At 69.8% G+C, this 23,470-nt stretch carries 21 protein-coding genes and 1 pseudogene; 8 read left to right on the top strand and 14 right to left on the bottom strand.

Features of this window, described 5'->3' with window-relative positions:
- Positions 1 to 298 precede the first annotated feature (298 nt).
- Positions 299 to 1,120, top strand: a complete 822-nt coding sequence (locus tag DK459_RS17275; protein ID WP_006386325.1) for a response regulator — start codon at positions 299 to 301, stop codon at positions 1,118 to 1,120.
- A complete protein-coding gene (locus DK459_RS17280) occupies positions 1,113 to 3,797 on the top strand; it encodes a hybrid sensor histidine kinase/response regulator (RefSeq protein ID WP_054471826.1) in 2,685 nt (894 codons plus the stop codon). The genes DK459_RS17275 and DK459_RS17280 overlap by 8 nt, the downstream gene beginning before the upstream one ends.
- A 7-nt stretch (positions 3,798 to 3,804) precedes the next feature.
- Here DK459_RS17280 and DK459_RS17285 read toward each other — a convergent pair whose 3' ends face one another.
- Positions 3,805 to 4,704 carry a LysR family transcriptional regulator gene (locus DK459_RS17285; RefSeq protein ID WP_006386327.1) on the bottom strand — a complete coding sequence of 300 codons (900 nt, stop codon included), beginning with the start codon at positions 4,702 to 4,704 and terminating at the stop codon, positions 3,805 to 3,807.
- Positions 4,705 to 4,815: 111 nt separating this feature from the next.
- Here DK459_RS17285 and DK459_RS17290 point away from each other — a divergent pair, with 111 nt between their 5' ends.
- Positions 4,816 to 6,351 carry an MFS transporter gene (locus DK459_RS17290; RefSeq protein WP_006386328.1) on the top strand — a complete coding sequence of 512 codons (1,536 nt, stop codon included), beginning with the start codon at positions 4,816 to 4,818 and terminating at the stop codon, positions 6,349 to 6,351.
- An 18-nt stretch (positions 6,352 to 6,369) separates the two neighbouring features.
- Here DK459_RS17290 and DK459_RS17295 read toward each other — a convergent pair whose 3' ends face one another.
- Complete coding sequence (locus DK459_RS17295; protein ID WP_020928233.1) at positions 6,370 to 7,038, bottom strand: O-methyltransferase; 669 nt, start codon at positions 7,036 to 7,038, stop codon at positions 6,370 to 6,372.
- Positions 7,039 to 7,121: 83 nt separating this feature from the next.
- On the opposite strand from DK459_RS17295, the gene DK459_RS17300 reads away from it, so the two are divergent.
- Together DK459_RS17300 and DK459_RS17305 are read left to right on the top strand one after the other, a co-directional pair.
- Entirely contained in the window at positions 7,122 to 7,784 is a 663-nt protein-coding gene (locus DK459_RS17300; RefSeq protein WP_053497957.1) for a TetR family transcriptional regulator, read from the top strand.
- Between the two features lie 46 nt (positions 7,785 to 7,830).
- Positions 7,831 to 8,574: an SDR family NAD(P)-dependent oxidoreductase gene (locus DK459_RS17305; RefSeq protein WP_024069348.1), complete on the top strand. Its 744-nt coding sequence runs from the start codon at positions 7,831 to 7,833 to the stop codon at positions 8,572 to 8,574.
- Positions 8,575 to 8,593: 19 nt separating this feature from the next.
- On the opposite strand, the gene DK459_RS17310 is transcribed toward DK459_RS17305, so the two are convergent.
- From DK459_RS17310 to DK459_RS17335, 6 genes are all read right to left on the bottom strand, one after another.
- Complete coding sequence (locus DK459_RS17310) at positions 8,594 to 9,589, bottom strand: DUF4105 domain-containing protein (protein ID WP_038503845.1); 996 nt, start codon at positions 9,587 to 9,589, stop codon at positions 8,594 to 8,596.
- Positions 9,586 to 10,965 (bottom strand): HdeD family acid-resistance protein, encoded by a 1,380-nt coding sequence (locus DK459_RS17315; protein ID WP_006384613.1) that lies wholly within the window; start codon positions 10,963 to 10,965, stop codon positions 9,586 to 9,588. Before DK459_RS17315 ends, DK459_RS17310 begins: the two co-directional genes overlap by 4 nt.
- A 127-nt stretch (positions 10,966 to 11,092) precedes the next feature.
- Entirely contained in the window at positions 11,093 to 12,544 is a 1,452-nt protein-coding gene (locus tag DK459_RS17320; protein ID WP_035182450.1) for an NCS1 family nucleobase:cation symporter-1, read from the bottom strand.
- A 190-nt stretch (positions 12,545 to 12,734) separates the two neighbouring features.
- A complete protein-coding gene (locus tag DK459_RS17325; RefSeq protein WP_054471831.1) occupies positions 12,735 to 13,529 on the bottom strand; it encodes an alpha/beta fold hydrolase in 795 nt (264 codons plus the stop codon).
- Between the two features lie 75 nt (positions 13,530 to 13,604).
- Positions 13,605 to 14,906: a UDP-N-acetylglucosamine 1-carboxyvinyltransferase gene (locus DK459_RS17330; RefSeq protein ID WP_024069344.1), complete on the bottom strand. Its 1,302-nt coding sequence runs from the start codon at positions 14,904 to 14,906 to the stop codon at positions 13,605 to 13,607.
- A 91-nt stretch (positions 14,907 to 14,997) separates the two neighbouring features.
- Complete coding sequence (locus DK459_RS17335; protein ID WP_024069343.1) at positions 14,998 to 15,474, bottom strand: hypothetical protein; 477 nt, start codon at positions 15,472 to 15,474, stop codon at positions 14,998 to 15,000.
- A 61-nt stretch (positions 15,475 to 15,535) separates the two neighbouring features.
- Here DK459_RS17335 and DK459_RS17340 point away from each other — a divergent pair, with 61 nt between their 5' ends.
- The gene (locus DK459_RS17340) at positions 15,536 to 16,333 is read left to right on the top strand and encodes a hypothetical protein (protein ID WP_006386337.1); all 798 of its coding nucleotides are present in this window, start codon (positions 15,536 to 15,538) and stop codon (positions 16,331 to 16,333) included.
- A 60-nt stretch (positions 16,334 to 16,393) separates the two neighbouring features.
- Here the strand turns inward: DK459_RS17340 and DK459_RS17345 are convergent, their stop codons facing one another.
- The 3 genes from DK459_RS17345 to DK459_RS17355 all read right to left on the bottom strand — a co-directional run bounded on the left by DK459_RS17345 (position 16,394) and on the right by DK459_RS17355 (position 18,542).
- Positions 16,394 to 17,068, bottom strand: coding sequence for a hypothetical protein (locus DK459_RS17345; protein ID WP_038504954.1), 675 nt, complete (start codon positions 17,066 to 17,068; stop codon positions 16,394 to 16,396).
- Positions 17,069 to 17,310: 242 nt separating this feature from the next.
- On the bottom strand, positions 17,311 to 18,096 hold the full coding sequence (locus tag DK459_RS17350; RefSeq protein WP_006386339.1) for an APH(3') family aminoglycoside O-phosphotransferase: 786 nt from the start codon (positions 18,094 to 18,096) through the stop codon (positions 17,311 to 17,313).
- Entirely contained in the window at positions 18,093 to 18,542 is a 450-nt protein-coding gene (locus tag DK459_RS17355; protein WP_006386340.1) for an EF-hand domain-containing protein, read from the bottom strand. The genes DK459_RS17350 and DK459_RS17355 overlap by 4 nt, the downstream gene beginning before the upstream one ends.
- A gap of 165 nt (positions 18,543 to 18,707) precedes the next feature.
- Here DK459_RS17355 and DK459_RS17360 point away from each other — a divergent pair, with 165 nt between their 5' ends.
- Positions 18,708 to 19,433, top strand: a complete 726-nt coding sequence (locus tag DK459_RS17360; RefSeq protein WP_006386341.1) for an NAD(P)-dependent oxidoreductase — start codon at positions 18,708 to 18,710, stop codon at positions 19,431 to 19,433.
- Positions 19,434 to 19,467: 34 nt separating this feature from the next.
- On the opposite strand, the gene DK459_RS17365 is transcribed toward DK459_RS17360, so the two are convergent.
- Both DK459_RS17365 and DK459_RS17370 read right to left on the bottom strand, forming a co-directional pair.
- Positions 19,468 to 20,376 (bottom strand): DNA/RNA non-specific endonuclease, encoded by a 909-nt coding sequence (locus tag DK459_RS17365; protein WP_080564238.1) that lies wholly within the window; start codon positions 20,374 to 20,376, stop codon positions 19,468 to 19,470.
- Positions 20,377 to 20,524: 148 nt separating this feature from the next.
- Entirely contained in the window at positions 20,525 to 21,424 is a 900-nt protein-coding gene (locus DK459_RS17370) for a LysR family transcriptional regulator (RefSeq protein WP_006386343.1), read from the bottom strand.
- 212 nt (positions 21,425 to 21,636) lie between these two features.
- On the opposite strand from DK459_RS17370, the gene DK459_RS17375 reads away from it, so the two are divergent.
- Positions 21,637 to 22,578 (top strand): aromatic alcohol reductase, encoded by a 942-nt coding sequence (locus tag DK459_RS17375; RefSeq protein ID WP_024069340.1) that lies wholly within the window; start codon positions 21,637 to 21,639, stop codon positions 22,576 to 22,578.
- A gap of 65 nt (positions 22,579 to 22,643) precedes the next feature.
- Here the strand turns inward: DK459_RS17375 and DK459_RS17380 are convergent.
- Positions 22,644 to 23,470, bottom strand: a pseudogene (locus tag DK459_RS17380) (hypothetical protein); the annotation flags it as partial.

Genomic DNA, 23,470 nt, shown 5'->3' on the forward strand with positions numbered 1-23,470 from the left:
ACTGCGGGATTCTTGCTTGGGCGGTGGCATCCAGGAGATGCCCGGAGGAACGACCTGCCGGCGTGCTGTCGAGGGTGTTTACGTGATGTTGTTGTCGCGGGACGTTGCCGAAGATCGATGGGACGCCACGGATTCCCGGTCCATGGCTTGATGTAACAAACACTATCATGTGTGAATAATGATTGCGCCCACCAGGTTTGCCGGAATGCACGACACGTTTGCCGCAAGGAAAAATATTCACAAAACCGGCACGGTTCTGTGGGCTGTTACCAACGCGTCCAGCGGCCGGCATGAAAGAATGCGCGGCATGAATGACGCCTCCTATCCGCTTATCCCGGGCCAGCTTGCCGGCCTGCGCGTGCTGGTCGTCGAGGACCGTCCCGAGGACCGCATGCTGCTGGTGGATTTCCTGACCAGCCAGGACTGCCGGGTGTATGTGGCCGAGGACGGCAACGACGGCTATCGCAAGGCGCAACTGGTGCAGCCCGACATCATCCTGATGGACGTGAACATGCCGGTCTGCGACGGCCTGGCGGCCTGTCGCCTGCTCAAGGCCGACCCGGCCACGCGGGCCATTCCCGTCATCTTCCTGACCGCGGCGTCGTTGCCCATGGAGCGCGTGGCGGGCTTGTCGGCGGGCGCCGTCGACTACGTCGCCAAGCCGTTCGATTTCGAGGAAGTGCGCCTGCGCCTGCTGATACACCTGCGCGTGACGCCGGTGGCGCAGCCCGCCAGCGCGGCCGGCCCTTGCGAGGACGGCGCCCCGGCCGCGGGCACCGGGTCGACGCTCGATGGCGTCCTGTTCCGCGCCGCGCGCAAGCTGTTGCGCGAACGGCTGGACCACACGCCGGAGCTGGTGGCGCTGGCCCAGGCGCTGGGCACCAACGCGCGTCGGCTGAACCAGGCGTTCCGGCGGTGCGCCGGCACCACTGTGTTCGAATTCCTGCGCGAAGAACGCATGCGCGAGGCGCGCCGCCTGCTGTGCGAGACCGGCCTGGACATCCAGGCCATTTCGCAGGCGGTGGGCTATGGCAACCGCGGCAATTTCTCCACCGCTTTCCGCGAGCGTTTCGGCATGGCGCCGACCGCCCTGCGCCAGGAGCAGGATCCCCATGCCTGATCGTCGCGTGGGCTGGCTGGCCTGGTTGCTGTGGCTGGCCCTGTCCTGCCTGAGCCTGCCCGCGCGCGGGCAGGATCCCCAGCCCGTCATCGACCTGAGCACCGTGGGCGGCACCCTGCCGCTGGTCGGCGAGCTGCGGGGCATCGAAGACCATGCCGGCGACCAGGACGCCAGCCAGGTCCTCGATGGCGCCTGGCAGCCGGTGACCGCCCGCTGGCTGAACCGGGGGTATTCCGCCTCGGCGTTCTGGCTGCGGCTGGAGGTCAGCAACACGTCCGGCAGCGCCCAGGAACGCTGGCTCTCGTTCGGCGTGCCGCGGCTGGAGGACGTGCGTTTCTATCTGTTCGCGCCAGGGCAACGGCAGCCGTCCGGCATCCTGCTGGCCGGCAACCGCGAGCCGCTGGCGCGCCGCGAGATCCCGGCCACCGTCTCGGTGGTGCCGTTGCGGCTCGAACCGGGCCAGCGCATGACGGTATTGGTGCGGGTGCAGAGCCGTTCCGCCATCAGCATGGAGCCCACCCTGAGGACGCCGGCGGCGTTCGTCGGCGTGACCCAGCGCAACACCATGGTGGTGGCGCTGCTGATCGGCGCCCTGATGATGGTCGGCCTCTACGCCGCGGTGCTGGGCGCGGCCCAGCGCGACCCGGTCTACCTGTTGCTGTCCGCCGCCATCTTCATCGAGATTCTCTACAGTCTGTCGTTCCAGGGGCTGCTGTACCGCTACGTCCTGACCGGCGGCGGCGAGATGGTGTTGCGCGCGCCCAGCGTGCTGGCGACGCTGGCGGCGTCCCTGTTCGGTTTCATGGCGATGCTGTTCGCCGACCTGCACCGGGTGCGCATCTGGCGCGGCGTCTATCGCGGGCTGATCGCCGCCGGCGTGGCGGGCGCGGTCTGGGCCGCGCTGGGCGACTACCGCGAGGCGGCGCAGGCGTTGATCGGGCTGATTTTCCTGTGGGCGCTGGTGTGGCTGGTGTCCATGGCCGACGGCTGGCGCCGCGGCCATGCCAACGCGCGCATCTTCCTGCTGTCCTTCGCCATCTACTGTTCCTGCCTGTTCCTGCGGGTGGCCTACATCCAGGGGCTGCTGCCGGGCCGCTGGGCGGGCGGGCCGGAAGTCGCCTGGGACCTGCTGTCGGTGTCGCTGATGCTGGCCGTGCTGTTGCATGGCCGCTCGCGCCAGCATCGCCAGGAGCGGCTGGCGGCACAGCGCGAACTGGCGCAGGCGCGCGAACGCGAACACCAGCGGCTGGACCAGGCCGTCACCGAGCGCACCCAGGCGTTGCAGGCGGCGCTGATTCTGGCCGACGAGGCCGGCCGGGTGCGGCAGGACTTCCTGGCGCGCATCAGCCACGATCTGCGCACGCCGCTGACCTCGATCATCGGCTTTGCCGACCTGATCCAGGCCGGCGGCCGCGACGACGCGCCGCGCGGCGCCGTCATCCGCCGCAGCGCCGACCACATGCTGGGCATGGTCAATGACCTGATCGACTACGCCGCCGGCGCCGGCGGCCAGGCATTGCGGCTGGCGCCCGAATACGCGCACGCCTTGCTCGATGCCGTGGCCAAGGAAGCCGCGCCGATCGCGGCGCGCCAGGACAACCGCTTCGAACTGCGGGTGTCGGACAGCGTGCCCGCCGTGCTGGAGATGGATGGCAAGCGCGTGCGGCAGGTGCTCTCCAACCTGATCGACAATGCCGCCAAGTTCACCCGCGGCGGCGTGCTCACGCTGACCGCGGACTACGCCGCGCCGGCGGCGGGCGAGGCCGCGGGCTGGCTGACGCTGGCGGTGCGCGATACCGGCTGCGGCATCGCGCCCGAAGACCGGCAGCACATCTTTGAACCGTTCCAGCGGCTGACGTCCGCCGACAGCCAGCCCGGCGTCGGGCTTGGCCTGGCGATCGTCCAGCAATGGGTGCAGCGCATGAACGGCCGCATCCACGTCGACAGCGAAGTGGGCCAGGGCACAACGATCAGCGTGGCCCTGCCGGTCAGGCAGGTGGACGAATCACGCGTGTCGCACCACTACATCGCCGCCGCGGCGCACGTGCTGCCCTTGCTGGATGGCGCGGGCAAGCGCATCTGGCTGGCCGAGGACACCCCGGAAATCCGCGAGTTCCTGGTCGAGGAACTGGCCAGCCTGGGCTTCCTGGTGGAAAGCGAAGCCGACGGCCGCGGCATGGTGGCGCGCATCCAGGCCGACGACGCGCGCCGGCCCGACCTGATCCTGACCGACCACCGCATGGAAGGCGCCGACGGTTCCGCCGTGCTGCGGGCCGCGCGCGCGCGCTGGCCGGACCTGCCGGTGGTGGCGGTATCGGCGACGCCGCAGGAGACGCCGCCCCTGGACGGCGCAGGCTACGACGCCAGCCTGCTCAAGCCCATCAACCTGGTGGAATTGCGGCATCTGCTGGGCCGCCTGCTGCATCTGGCGACGAACCCCGCGGCCAATGAGCCGGCGCCGGCGGCATCGCCGCTGCCGCGCCTGTCGCGCGCCGAACTGGAACAGGTGCAGCGGCTGCTGGATATCGGCGGCATTTCGGACCTGATGGATTGGGCGCGCGCCGTGCAGGCGCGCGATCCGGCCTTCACGGATTTCAGCCAGCAGGTGCAGCGGCTGGCGCGGCAGGGCGATCTCGCGGCCATCGGCGAACTGTGCGGGCGGATGCCCGTGGCCTGAACGGGCGTCAGGGCGGGCTGTCGCGAAACAGCCGCTCCGCGAGGAAGTCGACGAACACCCTGACCTTGGGCGACAGGTTGCGGTTGGAGGGCCACAGCGCCTGGAAGCGCCCCGCGCCATTGACCTGCGCGTCCAGCAGCGCGCGCAGCCTGCCGGCCGCCAGCGCCTCGCGCGCCAGGAAATCCGGCATGCAGCCGATGCCGAACCCCTGGATGGTCGCGCCCAGCAACGCTTCCATGTTGTTGCAGGTGAACGCGGCCGTCAGCCGCGGCGCGGCCTCGCCCGCGGCCAGCGCCAGCGGCCATTCCTGCAGCGTACCGGCGTTCGGATAGCGGAACCGCACCGCCCGATGCCGTTCCAGGTCGCGCGCGCGCTGCGGCGTGCCATGGCGCGCCAGGTAATCGGGCGCCGCGTACAGCCGCAGCCGGAAGCTGCCGAGCGTTCGGGCCGCCAGGCGCGAATCGGGCAGGTCGCCGCTGCGGATCGCCACGTCGACGCGCTCGCCGATCAGGTCCACGATCCGGTCGTTGAAGTCCATGTCCAGTTCGATGTGCGGATAGCGCGCCGCGAAGGCCGGCAGCACCGGCAGCAGGAAGTGGTAGCTGACCAGCGGCGCGCTGACGCGCAGGCGCCCGCGGGGTTCGCGCAGCGTCTGCGACAGCATGGCGTGCGCATCGTCCAGGTCTTCCAGGATGCGTTTGCAGCGCTCGTAGAACAGCCGGCCTTCCTCGGTCAGCTGCATGCGGCGCGTGCTGCGCTGGAACAGCCGCACATGCAGGTCCTGTTCCAGCCGGGCCACGGCCTTGCCGACGGCCGAGGGCGACAGGTCCAGGTCGCGTCCGGCGGCGGCGAAGCCACCCAGTTCGGCGCTGCGGACAAACGGCAACAGGCCGCTCAAACGGTCCATGGCGATTCCATTGAAGAAATTAATTCCCGTATGTGTGGATTTTTACCCTATTTATCCGCCCATTGCGCACAGGTATCTTCAATGCCGTTCCCTTCCACATCGATGTCTGCCATGCCGTCTGTCGTTTCGCCGCCGCTGTCTGCGGCCCGCAAGTTCCTGGTCCTGGCCGCCGTATGCCTGGCGTGCGCGGCCATGCCGTTCACCTTTACCGGCCCCGCCATCGCGCTGCCCGCCATCGCGCGCGACCTGGGCGGCAGCCCGGTCGCGCTGAACTGGATCACCAACGCCTTCATGCTGGTGTTCGGCAGCTCGCTGCTGGTGGCCGGCGCGCTGGCCGACCGCTACGGGCGCCGCCGCGTCTTCCTGGCGGGCGCCGCGATCTTCATCGCGGCCTCCCTCGGCCTGGTCCATGCGCCGGACATCGTCGCCTTCGACCTGCTGCGCGCCGCGCAAGGCCTGGGCGGCGCGGCGATCTTTTCGGGCGGCGCCGCGGCCTTGGCGCAGGCGTTCGACGGGCCCGGGCGCATGCGGGCCTTCAGCCTGCTGGGCGCCAGTTTCGGCGCGGGCCTGTCGTTCGGGCCCATCGCCTCGGCCTTGCTGATCGAACGCTACGGCTGGCGCAGCATCTTCCTGCTGGTGATCGGCCTGGCCGCCGTTGCATTGCTGCTGGGCGCGCGTTGCCTGCGCGAATCGCGCGATCCGGCGGCGGGGCGCCTGGACTGGCCGGGCGCCGCCACGTTCAGCGCGGCGCTGGCGTTGCTGACCTGGGGCATCATGCGGGCGCCGCAAAGCGGCTGGGGCGATCCTTCCACGTTGGCGATGCTTGCGGCGGCGGTTGCGTTGTTCGCCGCGTTCGGCGTGATCGAGTTGCGCGCGGTCCGGCCGATGCTCGACCTGACGCTGTTCCGCTATCCGCGTTTCCTGGGAGTGCAACTGCTGGCGGCCGCGCCGGCCTATGCCTTCGTGGTGTTGCTGATCCTGCTGCCGGTGCGTTTCATTGCCGTCGACGGCCTTGGCGAAATCGAGGCGGGCCGCATGATGATCGCGCTGTCCGCTCCTTTGCTGTTGTTGCCGATCGTGGCTGGCCAGCTGACGCGCTGGCTGGCGCCGGCGCTGATCTGTGGCGCGGGGTTGCTGCTGGCGGCCGCCGGCCTGGCCTGGCTCAGCCTGGCCATGACGGCCGGGCAGGTGACGGCGCTGGTGGGGCCGATGCTGCTGATCGGCATCGGCATCAGCCTGCCGTGGGGTTTGATGGATGGGCTGGCCGTCAGCGTGGTGCCCGTCGAGCGCGCCGGCATGGCGACCGGGATCTTCAGCACGACCCGGGTGGCGGGCGAAGGCGTGGCGCTGGCCGTGGTCAGCGCGCTGCTGACCGGCTTGACCGCAAGCCACCTCGCCACGGCGTTGCCCGGCGCCGCGCCGCGGGCGACGCAGGCGGCCCAGCGCTTGGTCGCCGGCGACTTCGACGCGCTGGCCGCGATCCTGCCCGGGACCGGCCGCGCGGTATTGGCGCACGCTTCCGCGGATGCCTTCGCCGTGCTGCTGTGGATCCTGGCGGCGATCACGGTGCTGACCGCCCTGGTGGTGTTTCTCTTCCTGGGCAAGCCCGAGGCGCGCGAGGCGGCGCCGGCGGCGGCGCGGGCCTGAGACCGGTGTGGCGGCGCCTCACCCCAACCGCATCGACAGCTCGACGTCGTCGCCGAACGGCGTCGACAGGTAGCCCGAGTCCGGCGAACGCACGCGCGCCAGGTACTCAGGGCAATGGTCGGCATTGTCCGCCACGATCAGCGCGCCGGGTCGCAGCCGGCTTTCCAGCAAGGCCAGGATGTCGGAGTACAGCGCCTTGGCGCCGTCCAGCAGCACCAGGTCGATGCGCTCGGGCAGGTCGGCGGCCAGCGTCTGCAACGCATCGCCCTGGCGCAGTTCCACCAGGTCCGCCAGCCCGGCTTCAAGCAGATGGTCGCTGGCCAGGGCGACCTTGGAAGGCTCGAATTCGGTGGTGATCAGCCGGCCGCCGCCGTTGTCGCGCAACGCCGCCGCCAGGTGCAGCGTCGAAATGCCGAACGAGGCGCCGAATTCGATGATGGAGCGGGCCTGCGTGCTGCGCGCCAGCATGTACAGCAGGGTGCCGGTCTCGGGCGACACCGCCAGCGGCAGGTCCTTCATGCGGCCGTAGAACTCGCGGTATTCGGTCTTGCTGCGCATCAGCCGCGCCTGCTCGGCGTCGGACATATTGGCCAGGGCGGGGTCGGCATTCGACCAGGAGGCGTCGGCCTGGGTGAACAGGCGGTCCAGCAGCGCAGGCAGGGGCGCAGAGGTCAGGGTGTTGGTCATGATGATGGGTTTCCAGTCGGGGGGCAGGGGTTTAGAATACGACGAATTCGTCGCATTTCCCTATTCGCATTTCGCGCGCCGCCATGACCACACGCCGCAGCACCCGGCTTTCCGAGAGAAAACAACCGCAGCAGGCCCGCTCGGCCGAGCTGGTCGCGGCCATCCTGCAGGCGGGGGCTCAGGTTTTGGCCAAGGAAGGGGCCGCGCGCTTCACCACCGCCCGCGTGGCCGAGAAGGCCGGCGTCAGCATCGGCTCGCTCTATCAATACTTCCCCAACAAGGCCGCCATCCTGTATCGCCTGCAGACGCAGGAATGGCAGCAGACCTCGGATCTGCTGCGGCGCCTGCTCGAAGACGCGCGCCACGCGCCGCCGCAGCGCTTGCGCAACCTGGTGCACGCCTTCGTCCGCTCGGAGTGCGAAGAGGCCGTCATGCGTGTCGCCCTCAATGACGCGGCGCCGCTGTATCGCGATGCGCCCGAGGCGCGCGCCACCAAGGAAGAGGGCGGCCGCATCGTGCTCGCGTTTCTCGAAGAGGCCCTACCCAACGCGTCTGACGCCACCCGCGTCCTGGCGGGCGATCTCATCACCCACACGCTCAGCGCCGTCGGCAAGCAGTTCTCCGAAAGTCCGCGCACCGACGCCGAGATCGAGGGCTACGCGGACGCGCTGGCCGACATGCTGTGCGCGTATCTGGACAGCCTGGCGCGGGGCGTCGGCCAGGCACGCCGGCAAGCCCGCAAGTAACCTGTGGCATCCTCCTTCCGTGATGCACTCTCATACGACTGACACGATGCATGATTCCCTTCCCGTGGCGCTGGTGACCGGCTCCACCTCCGGCATCGGCGCCGCCATTGCCCGGCGCCTGTCGCGCGATGGCTATGCCGTGGTGCTGCATTCGCGCCAGTCGGCCGAGGCGGGCCGGGCGCTGGCCGCGGAGCTGGGTTCGGCCGTCTATGTGCAAGCGGACCTGGCCGTCGACGCCGACCGTGTGCGTCTGGTCCGCGAGGCGGTGGCGGCGTGGGGCCGGCTGGACGTGCTGGTCAACAACGCCGGCATCAGCCGCGTGATCGCGCACGGCGACCTGGCCGCGGCCACGCCCGCGGTCTGGCACGAGATGCACGAAGTCAACGTGGTTGCGCCATTCCGCCTGGTGGCCGAGGCGCAAGCCGCGCTGTCGGCGGCCGCGGCGCGGGGCCGGCCGGGTTGCGTGGTGAACGTCAGCTCGCATGCCGGCGTGCGGCCCAAGGGCGCGTCGATTCCGTATGCGGCGGCCAAGGCGGCGCTGAACCATGTGACGCGTCTGCTGGCGGTGTCGTTGGCGCCGTCGATCCGGGTCAACGCGGTGGCGCCCGGATTGGTGGACACGCCGTTGACGCGGGATTGGACCCAGGCGCAGCAGCTGTGGCGCGAACGGGCGCCGATGCGCCGCGCCGCGCAGCCGGACGACATCGCCCAGGCAGTGGCGTGGCTGGCGCAGTCCGACTACCTGACGGGCGAGATCCTGTTGTCGGACGGCGGGCTGAACCTGACCTGAGGCGCGGCCATCGCCACGGTCACGCGTCCGCTTCGGCGGGCGGCACGCCCGGCACGCCACGCCGGATATTGCGCGAGTATTGCGCCGCATCGCGCGTGGCGCGGGCGCGGTCGGTGTAGCGGCCGGCGGCGCGGTAGGCCTGGACGCTGCCAGCGCCTTGCAGCGCTCCCAGGCGGTACAGGTATTCCGGCAGATATCCCGACAGCAGCAGGCGGTAGTCCAGCGGCAGGCCCGGCACGATCTTGTCGGCCAGCCGGTACACGATGGTGATGCAGTTGGCCGTCAGGGTGTTGTAGAAGCGCGGCTGGCGCCGCAGGCGCGTGGCCGTGTCCACGTACGACAGCAGCAGCTTGCGCGGCGCGCCGGGCGGCATGTGGACGCGGTACAGATAGCCGTCCTCGCCCCGCACATTGGTGCGCACGCGCAGGCTGTCTTCCTCGGCCGAGGCCAGCACCGACAGCTCATACTGGCGGAAAAAACCGCCGATTTCCGAGAACGTGTCGTTGCGCTTGCGGCGGATCTCCACTGAGAACACCACGTACTGGCCGTCGCTGAAGCCGAACGACACCAGGGCATGCGCAATCGCCGGGCGGCCCCAATACGACAGCGCCAGGTCCACCGATGCCAGTTTCGACAGGTCATAGTGGCGGGTTTCCCAGCGCGCGTCGAAGTCGGTGCGCGAGCGCCAATCGAAGTTGCGCACGTCGTGCAGCGTCAGGCGGTCGCCATGGACCTCGCCATGGGTGGCGCGGGCCACTTCGGGCATCCAGTCGCGGTCGTTGGAGGGCCGCATGCCCCAGATCCACCAGGCCAGCAGCGCCAGCAACAGCGCGCCGAACAGCGCGGCCGGCAGCAGGTAGCCCCATGCCAGTCCCGCCAGCGCGGCGGCGGCCAACGCCACCCAGGCCAGCGGCGCGAGCAGGCGGGCGCGGCCCCGGCCTGGCGACTGGAACCACAGCGCCAGCGCGCCCCACAGGGCGCCGGCGACGACGGCGGCCGCCAGCAGCGCCGTCATGACTGGGTCTGGGTATTGCGGGCGACCGCCTCGCGGTCCTGGCGGCGCCAGCCGGCGCGCAGCGCCGCGATCTGGCGCAGCGCCGCCTGCGACATCTTCCACCAGCCGAACGGCCGCGGATCGGCCAGCATGCTGAGCGCGCGCGCATAGTCCAGCGTCAGGCCCGGGGTCCAGGCCATGGTCAGGGCGCGCTTGCGGATCTGCGCCGCCACCCACAACTCGGGCGTGAACAGCAGCCGCCACAGCACCGCCCAGCCGGCCCGCGGGCCGTGCAGGCGGCCCACCACGCCGTCCAGCGCCGCTTCCAGCGCGGCCGAGACCGAACTGGAGCAGTTGCGGTGGGTCAGGTTGTAGATCTCGGTCTTGCGGTACTCGTCCCAGAACGCCTGCAGCTTGGCGGCGTCGTAATTGCGGATGCGCACCTGCATGGTCGACGGGCACCAGGCCTTGGACTCGGTGGCGTAGTCGGGCTGGTACACGCCGGGCACGTTGTTGTCGGCGGTGGCGCGCAGCAGCGTGCCGAACTGCTCGGGCGAGTGGTCGATCTCCACGGCCGGATAGAGACTGATGTAGATGCCCTCGGGCGATTCCAGCGCGGCATGGCCGGTGGACACGACGCCGTTGATGTCCACCGCCGCGATGTAGCGGTCGACCACCGGGTAGTTGCGCGTCTCGGTTTTGGCCGAGCCCGAAGGCGTCCATACGTGCACGGTCAGGGCGCGCTCGCTGGCTTGCGGCGGACCGTCGAACACCTTCTGCGCCGGGCCGTCGGCGCGCGTCGGCATGAAGGCGGGGTCGGGGTTGGTGGCCAGCGCCGGATTGGCATCCAGGTTGCGCACGCGGCGCGCCAGCCACAGCAGCTTGAGGCCCGAGATGGCCAGGAACAGCCCGATGCAGTAGGGCACCGTGCCGACATAGTGGGTGGGGTAGGGCTGGAAGAAGAAGATCGCCAGCAGCACCTCGGCCACGCCCGAGGCGAACACCACGCGCCAGCGCTGGTAGCGCACCACGTAGGCGGCGATGCACTGGATCAGCCCGTCCACCAGGAACAGCAGCCCGAAGATCATCGACAGCACGAAATGCCCGTGATGATGGCCCGCCAGCACCAGTGTGCCGGCCACCAGCACGAACACCCCCTTGGTGTAGCGCAGCACGCGCTGGCCGCCCACGCCGGACTTGGCGATGGCCAGCGTCGCGATGCCCTCGGCCACCAGCAGCGCGGCGAAGAAATTCAGGGGAAAGTACAGCGCGTTGTCCAGGGCGTCGAGGAACACGAACGCGCCTGCGGCCAGCATCAGCCAGCCGCCGATCATCAGGGCGCGGGCGCGCTTGTGCAGATAGTCGACACCGAGCAGCAGCAAGACCAGGTGACTCATGGGGCGGGGCTCCATGCAAGGGCGCAATGCCACGGGATGGCAAGTATCGCATGCAGGGTACCGCGACTGCGGCCCGCGCGTCGAGTCGCGCGCCGCCGCCGGCGCCGAGGCGCCGGCGGCGGACCGGTCAAGCGATGGCCGGCATGGCCCGCGGGCGCAGCGTGGCCAGCACCCAGTAGACGCCGCCGCCGATCCCCACGCCGAAGAACCAGCCATAGGTGGCCCACCAGGCCGGCAGCAGGTCGGTGAAGTTGGGCAGGATGGTCGAGAACACGCTGCCGATGCCGGTGGCCGCCAGCGCGTTCATGTTCCAGCCGCCCCGGTAGCGGTATTCGCCATGCTCGTCATACAGCGCCGCAACATTGATGCGGCCCTTGGCCACCAGGTAGTAGTCCACCAGGATGATGCCCAGCAGCGGTCCCATGGTGGCGCCGATGGCGTTGACGAAGTGGGCCGCGCCGCCTTCCCACGGCGCGAACGGATACAGCACCAGCGCGATCAGCGCCGCGATGTAGCCGCCGCACTTGAAATTGATGCGCTTGGGAAACACGTTCGAAATATCGAAGGCGGCCGACACGAAGTTCGCCACCACGTTGATGCCCAGCGTGGCCACCGCGAAGGTCAGCGCGGCCAGCAGCGCCAGGACCCAGCTGTCGAACTTGGTGGAGATCTGCTCGGGGTGCAGCAGCACCTCGCCGTAGACCTTGTAGGCGGCGATGGTGGTGACGCCCGCCACCAGCGAAAAGGCCACCAGGTTCACCGGCAGGCCCCACAGGTTGCCGCGTTTCACCGCCTGCTTGTCGCGGGCGTAGCGCGAGAAATCGCAGAAGTTCAGGTACAGCGCGGCGAAGTAGGTGATCCAGGTGGCGCCCACCGCCATCAGCGCCCAGAAGCTGCCCGGCGCGCCCGTCACGCCGGCGTCGCGGGTCTTGTCCAGCAGCACGTCCATCGGGATGCCGTGCTCCAGGCTGAAGCCGCCGGCCTTGATGCACAGGCCGACCGCCAGCACCAGCATGGCGATCCACACCGCCGGGCCGGCCCAGTCCTGGAACCGGCGCACCGTTTCCATGCCTTTCTGGATGATGAGCAGCTGCAGCGCCCAGATGCCGACGTAGCAGATCAGCTCCAGGCCCGAATGCCCCAGCCATTGCGTGTTCTGGTGGAAGGCCAGCAGGCTGTCGTTGCGCACCAGCAGCGCCACGATGGCGCCCGACGCGGCCGCCGTCTGCGCGCCATACCAGAAGCACGCCACCACCGCGCGCACCAGCGCCGCCAGGTTGGCGCCCCAGATGCCGAACGAAGCGCGCGCCAGCACCGGGTAGGGCACGCCGGTCTTTTCGCCGGCATAGCCCATCAGGTTCATGAGGAAGAAGATCACCAGCGAACTCAGGCCGATGGCGATCAGGAAGTTGACGAAGCTGCCGCACAGCAGGAACAGGCTGGCGGCCAGGTAGTAGCCCCACAGGCTGTGCACGTCCGAGGTCCAGACGTTGAAGATGCTGAAGGCGCCCCAGCGGCGTTCCTTCGTGGGGGCCAGGTCTTCGTTGTAGAGACCGGGGGAAGGATTTCGGATATCGATGGCGAGCTCCCTGGCCCAAGGTTGGGCATGGCCGTAAAGGAAGCCGGGCGGACCAATTACAGCAGCAACACTTGGACGGAGCCTGGCGCGTACTATGGTGTGCAAAGAGTGTATACAACCTTTGCGCCAATACGCCCCTGGGGTTTTCCCTTCCGGCAAAGGGCCTGCCTGCGCAGGCCCTGGCGGCCAATCAGCCTGGCACCGCGCCCCGCAGCCACTGGCCGGCCAGGTCCAGCACGATGTGCGCCTGCTCGCGGTGCGGCACGTGGCCGCAGTTCTCCAGCAGCGCCTGCTTGCCGCCGGTCAGGCGGGCGATGATTTCGGGGTGCGCGGCCGAGCCGTACTCGTCCACTTCGCCGTGCAGCGCCAGCACCGGGCATTTGACCTGGCGCAGCGCGTCGTCGAGCTTCCAGTCGGCGAAGGCCGGCGACAGCCAAGTGTCGACCCAGGCGCTCAGCACCCACGCGGCCTTGTCGCCGTGATACTTCTTCAGGCGGTCCAGTTGGCCCGGCTCGGCGAAGTTGCGCTGCGCGGCGCGGATGCCATCCAGGGTACGGTCCTCGGCGAAGGTCTGGGCCGACTCGGTGATCAGGGCGTCGCAATCCTGGGGATGGGTCGCCGCGCAGCAGATGCCCATGCCGCCGCCGACGCTGTGGCCGAAGGCGATGAAGCGGCCGATGCCAAGCGCCTGGCGCACGGCCTGGAAACCGTCGCGCGCCTCGGCCTCGACGAAGCCGGTGGTCAGCGTGGCGGGGTTGGGATCGGAGCGGCCAAAGCCCAGACGGTCGTAGGCGATGACGGCGCGGCCGGTGGCCGCGGCCAGCTGTTCGGGGAAGTCGCGCCACAGTTCGACGCAGCCCAGGGAATCATGCAGCAGCACGATCGGCGCCGCGTCCGCATCCCGCCCGGCGGGATCCCAGCGCCGCGCGAACAGGCGGCCTTGCGGGGTGGACACGTGGACATCCTGGCTGGCAATCGACGACATGTAGGGATCCTGGGAAGCAAAAGGGCGCCGAAGCGCCGTTTGAAGGAATCCCGGGATTATAGGAAACCGCCCGCGCTATTCCTCGGCGGTCCATTCGACCTGCACGCCCAGGCTACGCAGGTTCTCGACGAAGCGCGGGTGGGCGCGGCGGATCGGCGTGGCGTTGCGGATCTCGGAACGCCCCTCGATGCTGCTGGCGATCATGAACAGCGCGATCGCCACGCGGATGATGTAGGGGCTTTCGACCACCGCCGGCGTCAGCGGATTGCCGCCGAAGGTGATGACGCGGTGCGGATCCGACGAGAACACGTGCGCGCCGAACTTGGACAGCTCGCCGGTCCAGCCCAGCGCGCCGTCGTAGACCTTGTTCCAGAACATCGCGTTGCCTTCGGCGCACACGCCCAGGGCGATGAAGATGGGCAGCAGGTCCACCGGGAAATACGGCCACGGCGCGGCCTCGACCTTGGTCAGCACGTTGCTGGTGAAGGGCGTCTGCACCTTCAGCGGGCCGTCGCGCAGCGCGCGCGACCAGCCGTTCTCGTGCACGATCCTGACGCCGAACTTGGCGAAGGTGCGGTCGATCAGCGGGAAATTGGACGGCGTGCTGTTGCGCACCACCACGTCGCCGCCGGTGATCGCGCCCAGCGCCAGGAAGGTGGTGATCTCGTGGAAGTCTTCCTCGAAGGTGAACTCGCCGCCGCGCAGGGTGGCGCCGCCGCGCACCGTCAGGCGCGAGGTGCCGATGCCGTCGATGTTGGCGCCCATCATCGTCATGAAGCGGCAGAACTCCTGCACGTGCGGCTCGGACGCGGCATTGGTCAGCGTCGATTCGCCGGCCGCGGCGGCCGCGCACAGCACGAAATTCTCGGTGGTGGTGACCGAGGCGTAGTCCAGCCAATGATGGGTCGGCTTGAGCGGGCCGGCGCTGCGCACCAGCAGCGAACCGCTGGCGCGTTCGACCTCGCCGCCGAACGAGCGGAAGATGTCGACGTGCGGATCGATCTCGCGCACGCCCAGCGTGCAGCCCTTGACGTTGTCCTCCAGCCGCGCCACGCCGAAGCGCGCCAGCAGCGGCGACACCAGCATGATGGACGAGCGCATCTCTTCCGGCAGGCGATGGCGCGCGGCGTCGAACGTGGTGTCGCGGTGATGCAGGTCCAGTGTGCGGGTGCTTTCATCCAGCCGCACTTCGCTGCCCAGCGTGCGGAAGATGTCGAGGATCTTGCGCACGTCGGTGATGTCGGGCACGCCATGCAGCCGCAGCGGCTGGTCGGTCAGCAGCGTGGCGCACAGGATCGGCAGCACCGCGTTCTTGTTGGCCGACGGGATGACGCGGCCGCGCAGGGGCGTGCCGCCGTGGACGATGAGATTGGACATGGGCGAGAAGCTTGGACGACAGGTGGAACGGCAAGGGGGATGGCAAGGGCAAGCGCGGGGGAAATTGTACCCGGCATGCCCCGGGGCCGCGTCAGGCCGCCGACCTTGGCGCGTTGCGGAACTTGCGCAGCATGACGGCGCCGCCGATCGTCAGCGCCAGGCCGCCGCCCAGGTAGGGCAGGCCGAAGATCAGCATCCAGAAGAAGAACGCCGTCTTGGCGTCACGCGCCTCGGAGGACCCCGCCGGATGCGAACCCAGGTCCATCGTCGGCAGGGCGGCCGCCAGCGTCAGTATCAGGGTCACGCCCAGCACCAGGCAGCCCCATGCGATGCGGCGCCGGTTGTCGGCCACGCGCAGCAGCGCGGCCGCCGTCACCCCCGCCACCACCAGGCACAGCACACTGCCGGTGATCAGCATGCGATCCAGCGCCTCGGGGTCGAAGGGGGCGCCGGGCTGGTCCACGCCGAAGACCATCTGCAGCAGCGAGTTGATGACACCGTAGGCGGCGCGGCCGATGACCAGGCCAAAGCCGACGCTGGTCAGCCACTTGATTAAGGTCGGGTTCATTCAAGATATCCTTGCGGTTGCCTGAACGTCAAAGAATACGCTATTACGAGGCTTGCCCAGGATGTCCGAACATCATCAGTTCATCTTTCCCCGCTACCCCCATCTGCCGCCGCCCGACTGGCCGGCGCTGCAAGCGCGCCTGCTGGCCGGCGGCTATCTGCTGGAGCCGCGCGGCGATCGCGTGCCACGCGAGGCCCTGGACACCCTGAGTCTCGGCCTGGCCGGCCTGAAAGAGGGCTCGTTCCAGTACCGCGAAGGCCTGCGCACGACCGGCGACGTGATCGCGCTGTACCAGTCCGCCGGCCATCTGCCGCCCGAAGTGCCGGTGCGGCATCACGACACCATGGAAGAGACGCTGGCGCTGCTCGCGGCGCATGGCATCGTGCCCGATCCGTCGTTCGACGACGAGAGCAGCAGTTGGCGCAGCCCGCATTTCTGCCTTGGACCGGCCGCTCGCGCGCTGCTCAATCCCGGGCAACGCGCCCATTACGACGCCGACCCGACGGGGTTCAGCGTGATCCTGCTGGCCTACGAGGGGCCCGAGCCGTACGTCGGCGTGGGCGAGAACCTGGAAATGCCGAGCCTGCCGGGCTCGGATGAACCGTTGGAGGAACTGCCGCCGTTCGGCTCGCACGTCGACTTCATCGGCGCGGCGTACGAGGACCCGGCGGTGCGCTGGCGCAATCCGGCCGACGGGCGCGATTACCACCTGTTCGACCTGGACTGGCATTTCAGCATGGCGCTGGGGTTTCGCATGATCCGCGCCAACTGCCTGGAAGAAGGCAGCGCCGAGGCGCTGGCGCGGCTGGTTGGCGAGCTGGTCGGCCAGCCGATGGCGTGCAGCCATCGCCATTTGTAGACACGGGCATTGAACCCGGCGCGGCGGCCCGGGGGCGCCGCGTCGGGGCCAGCGCGTCGATCAATAGTAGATGTCGACGTAGTCGGTCAGGCCGCCGCACGCTTCCATCTGCTGCAGGCGCCAGTACTTGCGCTTGCCGGTGGCGCGGAACTCGTAGTCGCCGGTGCGTTCGCAGCGGCGGCCCTTGTCCGGCGCGTCCACGATCAGGATGGTGCCGCGGAACGTGAAGCGGTCGGCCGAGATAGACAGCACCTGGCCCTTGATCGTCACCGAGCCGTTTTCGTTGGTGTGGCCGCCTTCCAGGCGCACCACGTCGTTGTCGTCGACCGCGTTCAGCTTGCCGCGCGCGTCGGTCCACAGCCATTGCACGCTGATGCCGCTGTTGTGCAGCAGGCGCTCATAGGCGGCCTGGCTCTTGATCTCGGTCTTCTGTTCGGTGCCGGCGGGAGCCTGGGCTTGCTGCTGCGCGGGGGCCGGGGCCGGCGTGCGGGCCGGCGCCTGCTGGGCCGGCTCGCCGCGCGGCGGCAGGCGGCCTTCGTCCTGGGGTTGCGCCTGTTGTTGCGTCTGCGGCTGTTGCGTCTGCGGCTGGGTGGCGGCGCCGCCGCGCGGCGGCAGGTCGCCCGCCAGGGAGGTGGCGGCGGTCGCGGCCAGGGCCAGGCCCAGGGCGACCGCACGCAGGCCGGCTATCCGTTTCTTGCCGGCCAGGGCCGGGGCGCGATCTTGGTTGTTGTGCATGATGGTCGTGAAGAAAGGAAGGGGGAAGCGCATCGCCGTTGGCGCGCCGCATGGCCGCATCAACGGGGACGTAACTTAGCACGCGGGGTCCGGCGGGGTAATTGCCGATTTCCGTCTTGTGTATCCAATCGTTAACAGAATCGCCACGAGGATACCAGCGGCCCGTGACGGCGGCGCGCACGGCTGCGCGCCAAGGCCGGTGCGCTGTCCCGCGGATGCGCGCGTATCCGCGGGCCAGCGCCCTAGAACAGCTCGTCCAGCTGTTCGAAGAAGCGGCGCTTGGCCGGGTCGTCCGCGACGTCCAGGGTGCCGAGAAAAGTGGCCGCCGCGTCCTCGGAAATGTCGCGCAGGTTGCGGTGGATGAAGGCCACGTCCTGCCAGCGGTCGGCCACGCCGCCGCGGCCCAGGTCGATGAAATGCAGCCGGTCGCGTTCGTCGACGAACACGTTGTTGTCGCACAGGTCGCCATGGCTGAACGCCGGGTCTTCCCGCGGCAGGGTGGCATGCAGCCGCGCCACCAGGTCGGCCGGCGTTGCCAGGCCGGGCCATTGCGTCAGGTCGTGGTCGTCGGCGCACAGGCCGCGCGCCAGCAGATAGTCCAGCTCGCGCAGCCGCATCGGCGCGCCGGCGTCGAACGGGCAATCGTCCGCCGGCACCGCGCGCAATTGGCGCAGGGCCTCGCCGAACAGCCCGATGGCGGTGTCGGCATCGTCCATGCGCGCCTGCAGCGGCACGCCGGGCACGCGCCGCGTCAGCATGAATTCGCCATCGGCGTTGTCCGCCACCCGCACCACTTCCGGCACGTTCAGATGGCCGGCCAGCCATTGCAGCACTTGCGCCTCGCGCCGCACGCTGTAGGTGGTGGGCGCATACACCGCCGCCGACGCCTTGAGAAAGAAGACGTCGTTGCCGCGGGTGAAGTGGTAGACCCGGCTGGGCGATTCGCCGACCTGGTCGGCGATGAGCGGGGCGTCGCCGATGAAGTCGGCGATGGGGCCTGGCAGGGTGTAGCGGGCCTGGGCCTTCAACGCTTGATGCCGTGCTCGAATTTGGGCCGGGCGCGGAAGTTCTTCAGCATGTAGGCCAGGTATTCGGCCTTGCTGATGCGCCCGTCGCCGTCCGTGTCCATGGCCACGACCTGTTCGACGGTGGCTTCCTGGAGCAGGGGGCTGCGGCTGAGATAGCCGTCGGCGTTGACGTCGCGCTTGTTGAACGACATCTCCGCCCGGGTCATGTATTCGGCCTCGCTGATGGGGCCGGTATTGGCGTTGTCCAGGGCGTCGTCGGTGGCGGGCGCGGGCTGGGCCGGCGTGTCTTTTGCCGGCGTTTCCTTCGTTGGCGTTGCCTGCGCCGGCGCGGACTTGGCCGGGGCCGTGGAGGCGGCGGCGGGCGTGGATGCCGCCATGGCATTGCCGGCAGCGCAGGCAAGCAGCAACGCGGCGGTCAGGCTGCCCATGCGGGTGGCGTTCTTCATCGTTTTCCTTTTTATGCGACAGATGCGGCGCGCGTCGCCTTGCCGTGCCCGTCGCCGGGCCGCAACGCGGTCTCGCGCGCGGCTCATTTTGCCTGAATCCGCGATGAAGGGGCCAGATACAATCCTTGGTTACCAATCACGCCATGCATATCAAGAGGATCGGCGATGACGACACTCGTGGTCGGCGCCAGCGGGGCGACCGGGCGGCTGCTGGTCGGCCAACTGCTGGAACGCGGCGAGCCGGTCAGGGCGCTGCTGCGCTCGCCGGATGCGCTACGGGCGTGGGCGGGCGATCCGCGGCTGTCGCTGGTCCAGGCCAGCGTGCTGGACCTGGACCCGGCCACGATGGCGCGCCACGTGGCGGGCTGCACGGCGGTGGCGTCGTGCCTGGGCCATGGCATGAGCTTGCGCGGCATCTACGGCCAGCCGCGGCGGCTGGTGGCCGATGCGGTGCGGCGCCTGTGCGAGGCCGTCATGGCGAATGCGCCGGGCCGGCCGGTCAGGTTCGTGCTGATGAACACTGCCGGTAACAGCAACCGCGACTTGCGCGAGCCGCTCTCGCTGGCGCAGCGCGCCGTGGTGGCGCTGGTGCGCGCGCTGGTGCCGCCGCACGCCGACAACGAAGCGGCCGCCGACTACCTGCGCGTCGTGGTCGGCCAGGCGCATCCCGCGATCGAATGGGCCGTCGTGCGGCCCGACAGCCTGGTCGACCGGGATGCCGTCAGCGGCTACGAGGCGCATCCTTCGCCGGTCCGCAGCGCCATCTTCGACGCAGGCCGCACCAGCCGCATCAACGTCGCGCATTTCATGGCGGAGCTGGCCATGGGCGGCGCGGCCTGGGAGCGGTGGCGCGGGCGCATGCCGGTGATCTACGACACGGCGGCGGGCTGAATCGCCACAGGGCGCCGGCGCGCACCGCCCGCGCTTATTGCGGCAGCAGCCGCAGCCCCGTGCGCTTGACGAATTCGTCGTAGCCGATCGGCGGCCCGGCCTTGGTGCCGGCGCTGTTGGCCTGCCAATGCACCCACGAGCGGTGCGTGGTGGCGTCGTACACGACCTTGTACAGATAGCTGGGCACGGCCACGCCGGCGCCGATGGTCTTGGGGCGGTCGCCATACACCGGCCCGGTGAACACGTATACGTCGCCCGCCGCCCGCATCACGTATTGGCGCGTGTCCTGCTCGATGCGGCTCCACGGGCCGGCGTTGTGGCTCTGGTCCTGCGGCACCATGTTGGCCAGCGAAAAGCTCTGCGCCATGGCCTCGGGCGTGGCCATGTCGCCGGCCGGCGCCATGTGGCCGCGCGAGTAGCCCGAGCCGCGGTAGTCATCCAGCTCCGAACGCTCGGCGCGCGGCACCCGCGCCTCGGCGTAGAACTTGTCGGTGCGGTGCAGTCCCTTGGCCTGCGCCAGGTTCTGGCGGTTCAGGCGCTCGGCCACGAACACAGGCGTCTTGGTCGCGCCGTTGTGCAGGATGGCGAACGAGGAAAAACAGACTTCGCGCAAGCGTTGCGCGGCGGGCACCGCGGGCGGCTGCGCGTTCGGGAAGAACTGCGGACAGTCACTGAAGGCGGTCTGCACCAGCGCCGCATTGGGTGCGGGCAGCGCCACCGGCGCGCTGCGTTGCAACGACGGCCATTCCAGGCGCGACAGCATGTCGCCGACCGCCGCCGGCATCTTCCATTGCGGATGCAGCACATAGGTGGCGGCGCCGAAACTGGCGAGCGAGGTGACGATCAGCGCGCGCAGGAAGCGCGGCACGCGGCCGGCGGCGCGGCTTTGGGATCGGGAGGGGGAGCTTCTCTTTCTGGGAGCGGGTTTCTTCGCGCGGGTCATGCTACCTGGGGCTACGGACCTGCCGCCCTGGCGGGCGACCACTATGACCCCGGATTGTAGATGAGTGATGGATTTGTCACGCCGTGCGGCATGCGCGCCGCGGGCGATGCGATGTCGCACCCGGCGAGGCCACGCCGGCTGGCGCGTTTCAGGCGGGCAGGTCCTGCCGCGCGATCGTGATGACCCACTCCACGAACGTCTTCACCGCCGCTGTCGCGCGCGCCTGGGGATAGACGATGGCGATCGGCACCGGCGCGCAACGCGCCTGCGCCAGCACCTCGCGCAGGCGCCCGCTGCGCAGGTAGATGCCTGCGGCCAGCTCGGACAACTGGATCAGGCCCAGCCCCTCCAGGCCGCAATGCAGATAGGCCTCGGTCTCGTTGACCGCGTAGCGTCCGGGCAGCGCCAGCGCCACGTCCTCGCCATCGACACGGAAGCGCCAGTCGAGCGGCCGGCCGCTGGCGTTCGACAGGTAATTGACGACCCGATGCGCCGCCAGCGCCGCCACCGAGTCCGGCTCGCCGAATCGGGCCAGGTACAGCGGCGATGCGCAGGTGAGCCAGCTCAACCGGCCCAGCGGCCGGGCCACCAGCGTGGAATCGGCCAGCGCCCCGCTGCGGATCGCGCAGTCGATGCCTTCATGCACCAGGTCCAACGGGCGATCGTTCAGGCCCAGCACCAGCTCGATATCCGGATAGCGCGCCTCGAACTCGCGCAGGCGCGGCACCACCAGGGCGCGGCCGATGGCGCCCGGCATGTCCACCCGCACCCGGCCGCGTGGTGTCTGCGCGTCGGCGGCCAGGGCATGCTCGGCTTCGGCGATCTGCGCCAGGATGGCCTGGCACGCGGCGTAGTAACGCGCGCCGGCCTCGGTCAGGCTGAGGCTGCGCGTCGTGCGCCGCAGCAGCGGCGTGCCCAGCAGCGCTTCGAGCTGTTTGATGGTCGTCGTCACCGACGAGCGCGGCAGCGCCAGCGTGGCCGCGGCCTTGCTGAAGCTCTGTGCCTGCACGACCCGCACGAAAGTCGTCATCGCTTGAAGTTTGTCCATGGGCGGCCTGCGGCGATGCGGATAGGGAAGGGCGATGTTAGCAAGCGCCCGGCCAAGCGAGGCGGCGCGGCCGGTTCGCGGATCGCGCTTTGTGTGTTCAGGCGCGGCGAACAATGGCGCTGGCGGGCGCTCCTACACTGCCTGCGTCCGACGGCCGGGCCGCGGCGCGATGTCCGCGCCGGCCGCATTCATCCTTGTCTGTGGAGTTTCCTATGTCGAATCCCGATGCAACCCTGGTGCTGGGCGCGGGCCAGCTCGGCCTGGCCATGCTGCGCGGCCTGGCGCCGCGCGCGGCCCCGGGCACGCTCGCGGTGCTGTTGCGCCCGTCGTCCCTGCGCACCGACGATCCGCAAAAGCAGCGCGATCTCGCCACCCTGCGCGCGCTGGGCGTGCAGATCGTGAGCGGCGACCTGCTGGCGCAACCGACCGCCGAACTGGCCGCGCTGTTCGGCCGCTTCGGCACCGTGGTGTCGTGCACCGGCTTCGTGGGCGGCCCCGGCGTGCAGCGCAAGATCGCGCGCGCCGCGCTGGACGGCGGCGTGCGGCGCTTCGTGCCCTGGCAGTTCGGCGTCGACTACGACCTCATCGGCCGGGGCAGTCCGCAGGACCTGTTCGACGAGCAGCTCGACGTGCGCGACATGCTGCGGGCGCAGTCCGCCACGGAGTGGCTGATCGTCTCGACCGGCATGTTCACCAGCTTCCTGTTCGAACCGGCCTTCGGCGTGGTCGACCTGGCGGCGCGGCGGGTGAATGCGCTGGGCGGCTGGGATACGCAAGTGACCGTCACCACCGCCGACGACATCGGCGCCCTGACCGCCGCGATCCTGCGCGCCGAGCCGCGCCTGGCCAACCAGGTGGTGTACGTGGCCGGCGATACCGTGAGCTATCGCCAATTGGCCGACACGGTGGACCGGGCGCTCGGCATCGAGACACAGCGCCAGGCCCGGACGGTGCCGGCGCTGATGCGCGAGCTGGCCGCCGCGCCTGGCGATCCGATGCGCAAGTACCGCGCCGTGTTCGCGCAAGGGCGGGGCGTGGCGTGGGATCCGGCGCGGACCTTCAACGCCGCGCGCGGCATCGCCACGCAGGGCCTGACGGCGTGGGTGCGCGAGAACCGGCAGGCGTTGCGGCGGGCGGCGGGCGTCGTGGCGTAGGAGCGGGGCCGAAGCGGGCAGGGGGCAAAGCGGGCAGGGGCCGGCGCATGGCCGCCGGCCGGGTGTCACTCCGCCTGCGCCTCGCGCTGGCGCGCCTCGAATTCGGCGCGGTCGAGCAGGTCGAAGTACAGCACCTCGCTCCACATCAGCCCCAGGATGTAGTCCACGCGCTGGTTGCGGCCGCCATCGAAGCTGTCGTCCAAACGCAATCCGTGCAGGGCATCCAGCGGCGCGGCGCCGCGTTCCCGGGTGGCCGCCAGCAACTGCCGGCCGGCCTCGGCCGGATCGGCCGGCAGCGCGTCGAGCGCGGCGCCCGCCTGGCGGCAACGCGCCAGCTCTTTTTCCACGCTCGCCTTGAGCGCGGCCTCTTCCGATTCGGCCATCACGTCCAGTTCGATGGTCTCCAGCAGCAGGTAGTCGTCGCGGTGCGCCTCGAGAAAGGCGATGGTCTCGTCCAGGGCCGCCAGCAGTTCGGTCGGGGCCGTGGTCGCAGGCCCGGCCGGCGCGGCGTCGGCGGACGAGAACAGCCGCCGGATCCTGCCGAGCAGCGACGGCGCCGGCTCGGCCGCTGGCGTCGCTGCCGTCGCGGGCGCGGCGGCGCCCACCGCCGCCCGCACGATCTCGGCAAAACGCTTGATGCGCGCCAGGCCGGGCTCGAAGCGGCTGCTGATGGCGTACAGCCGGGTGCGCCGATGCGGCTCGTCGTCTTCCAGGCCGTCGGCGATCAAGGACGCGCACAACTGCGGATCGCCCGACATCAGCAAGCGGTAGGAGAACGGGACGGCATACGGCCATTCGGACAGGCCGCAGATCGTTTCGGGCCGGTCGGCATAGCTGGCGGGGCGGTTGCTCAGGCTGTACAGATAGGATCGATTGGCCATGGGGGCGGGAC

Origin of the sequence: Achromobacter sp. RW408, assembly GCF_003184165.1 — a bacterium.
In the GTDB taxonomy this organism is placed as follows: Bacteria; Pseudomonadota; Gammaproteobacteria; order Burkholderiales; family Burkholderiaceae_B; genus Achromobacter; species Achromobacter xylosoxidans.

Bases quoted from the DNA above. Each gene is read 5' to 3' on its own strand.
- DK459_RS17275 (WP_006386325.1), top strand. From the start codon at position 299: ATGCGCGGCATGAATGACGCCTCCTATCCGCTTATCCCGGGCCAGCTT.
- DK459_RS17280 (WP_054471826.1), top strand. From the start codon at position 1,113: ATGCCTGATCGTCGCGTGGGCTGGCTGGCCTGGTTGCTGTGGCTGGCC.
- DK459_RS17285 (WP_006386327.1), bottom strand. From the start codon at position 4,704: ATGGACCGTTTGAGCGGCCTGTTGCCGTTTGTCCGCAGCGCCGAACTG.
- DK459_RS17290 (WP_006386328.1), top strand. From the start codon at position 4,816: ATGCCGTCTGTCGTTTCGCCGCCGCTGTCTGCGGCCCGCAAGTTCCTG.
- DK459_RS17295 (WP_020928233.1), bottom strand. From the start codon at position 7,038: ATGACCAACACCCTGACCTCTGCGCCCCTGCCTGCGCTGCTGGACCGC.
- DK459_RS17300 (WP_053497957.1), top strand. From the start codon at position 7,122: ATGACCACACGCCGCAGCACCCGGCTTTCCGAGAGAAAACAACCGCAG.
- DK459_RS17305 (WP_024069348.1), top strand. From the start codon at position 7,831: ATGCATGATTCCCTTCCCGTGGCGCTGGTGACCGGCTCCACCTCCGGC.
- DK459_RS17310 (WP_038503845.1), bottom strand. From the start codon at position 9,589: ATGACGGCGCTGCTGGCGGCCGCCGTCGTCGCCGGCGCCCTGTGGGGC.
- DK459_RS17315 (WP_006384613.1), bottom strand. From the start codon at position 10,965: ATGAGTCACCTGGTCTTGCTGCTGCTCGGTGTCGACTATCTGCACAAG.
- DK459_RS17325 (WP_054471831.1), bottom strand. From the start codon at position 13,529: ATGTCGTCGATTGCCAGCCAGGATGTCCACGTGTCCACCCCGCAAGGC.
- DK459_RS17330 (WP_024069344.1), bottom strand. From the start codon at position 14,906: ATGTCCAATCTCATCGTCCACGGCGGCACGCCCCTGCGCGGCCGCGTC.
- DK459_RS17335 (WP_024069343.1), bottom strand. From the start codon at position 15,474: ATGAACCCGACCTTAATCAAGTGGCTGACCAGCGTCGGCTTTGGCCTG.
- DK459_RS17340 (WP_006386337.1), top strand. From the start codon at position 15,536: ATGTCCGAACATCATCAGTTCATCTTTCCCCGCTACCCCCATCTGCCG.
- DK459_RS17345 (WP_038504954.1), bottom strand. From the start codon at position 17,068: ATGCACAACAACCAAGATCGCGCCCCGGCCCTGGCCGGCAAGAAACGG.
- DK459_RS17355 (WP_006386340.1), bottom strand. From the start codon at position 18,542: ATGAAGAACGCCACCCGCATGGGCAGCCTGACCGCCGCGTTGCTGCTT.
- DK459_RS17360 (WP_006386341.1), top strand. From the start codon at position 18,708: ATGACGACACTCGTGGTCGGCGCCAGCGGGGCGACCGGGCGGCTGCTG.
- DK459_RS17365 (WP_080564238.1), bottom strand. From the start codon at position 20,376: ATGACCCGCGCGAAGAAACCCGCTCCCAGAAAGAGAAGCTCCCCCTCC.
- DK459_RS17370 (WP_006386343.1), bottom strand. From the start codon at position 21,424: ATGGACAAACTTCAAGCGATGACGACTTTCGTGCGGGTCGTGCAGGCA.
- DK459_RS17375 (WP_024069340.1), top strand. From the start codon at position 21,637: ATGTCGAATCCCGATGCAACCCTGGTGCTGGGCGCGGGCCAGCTCGGC.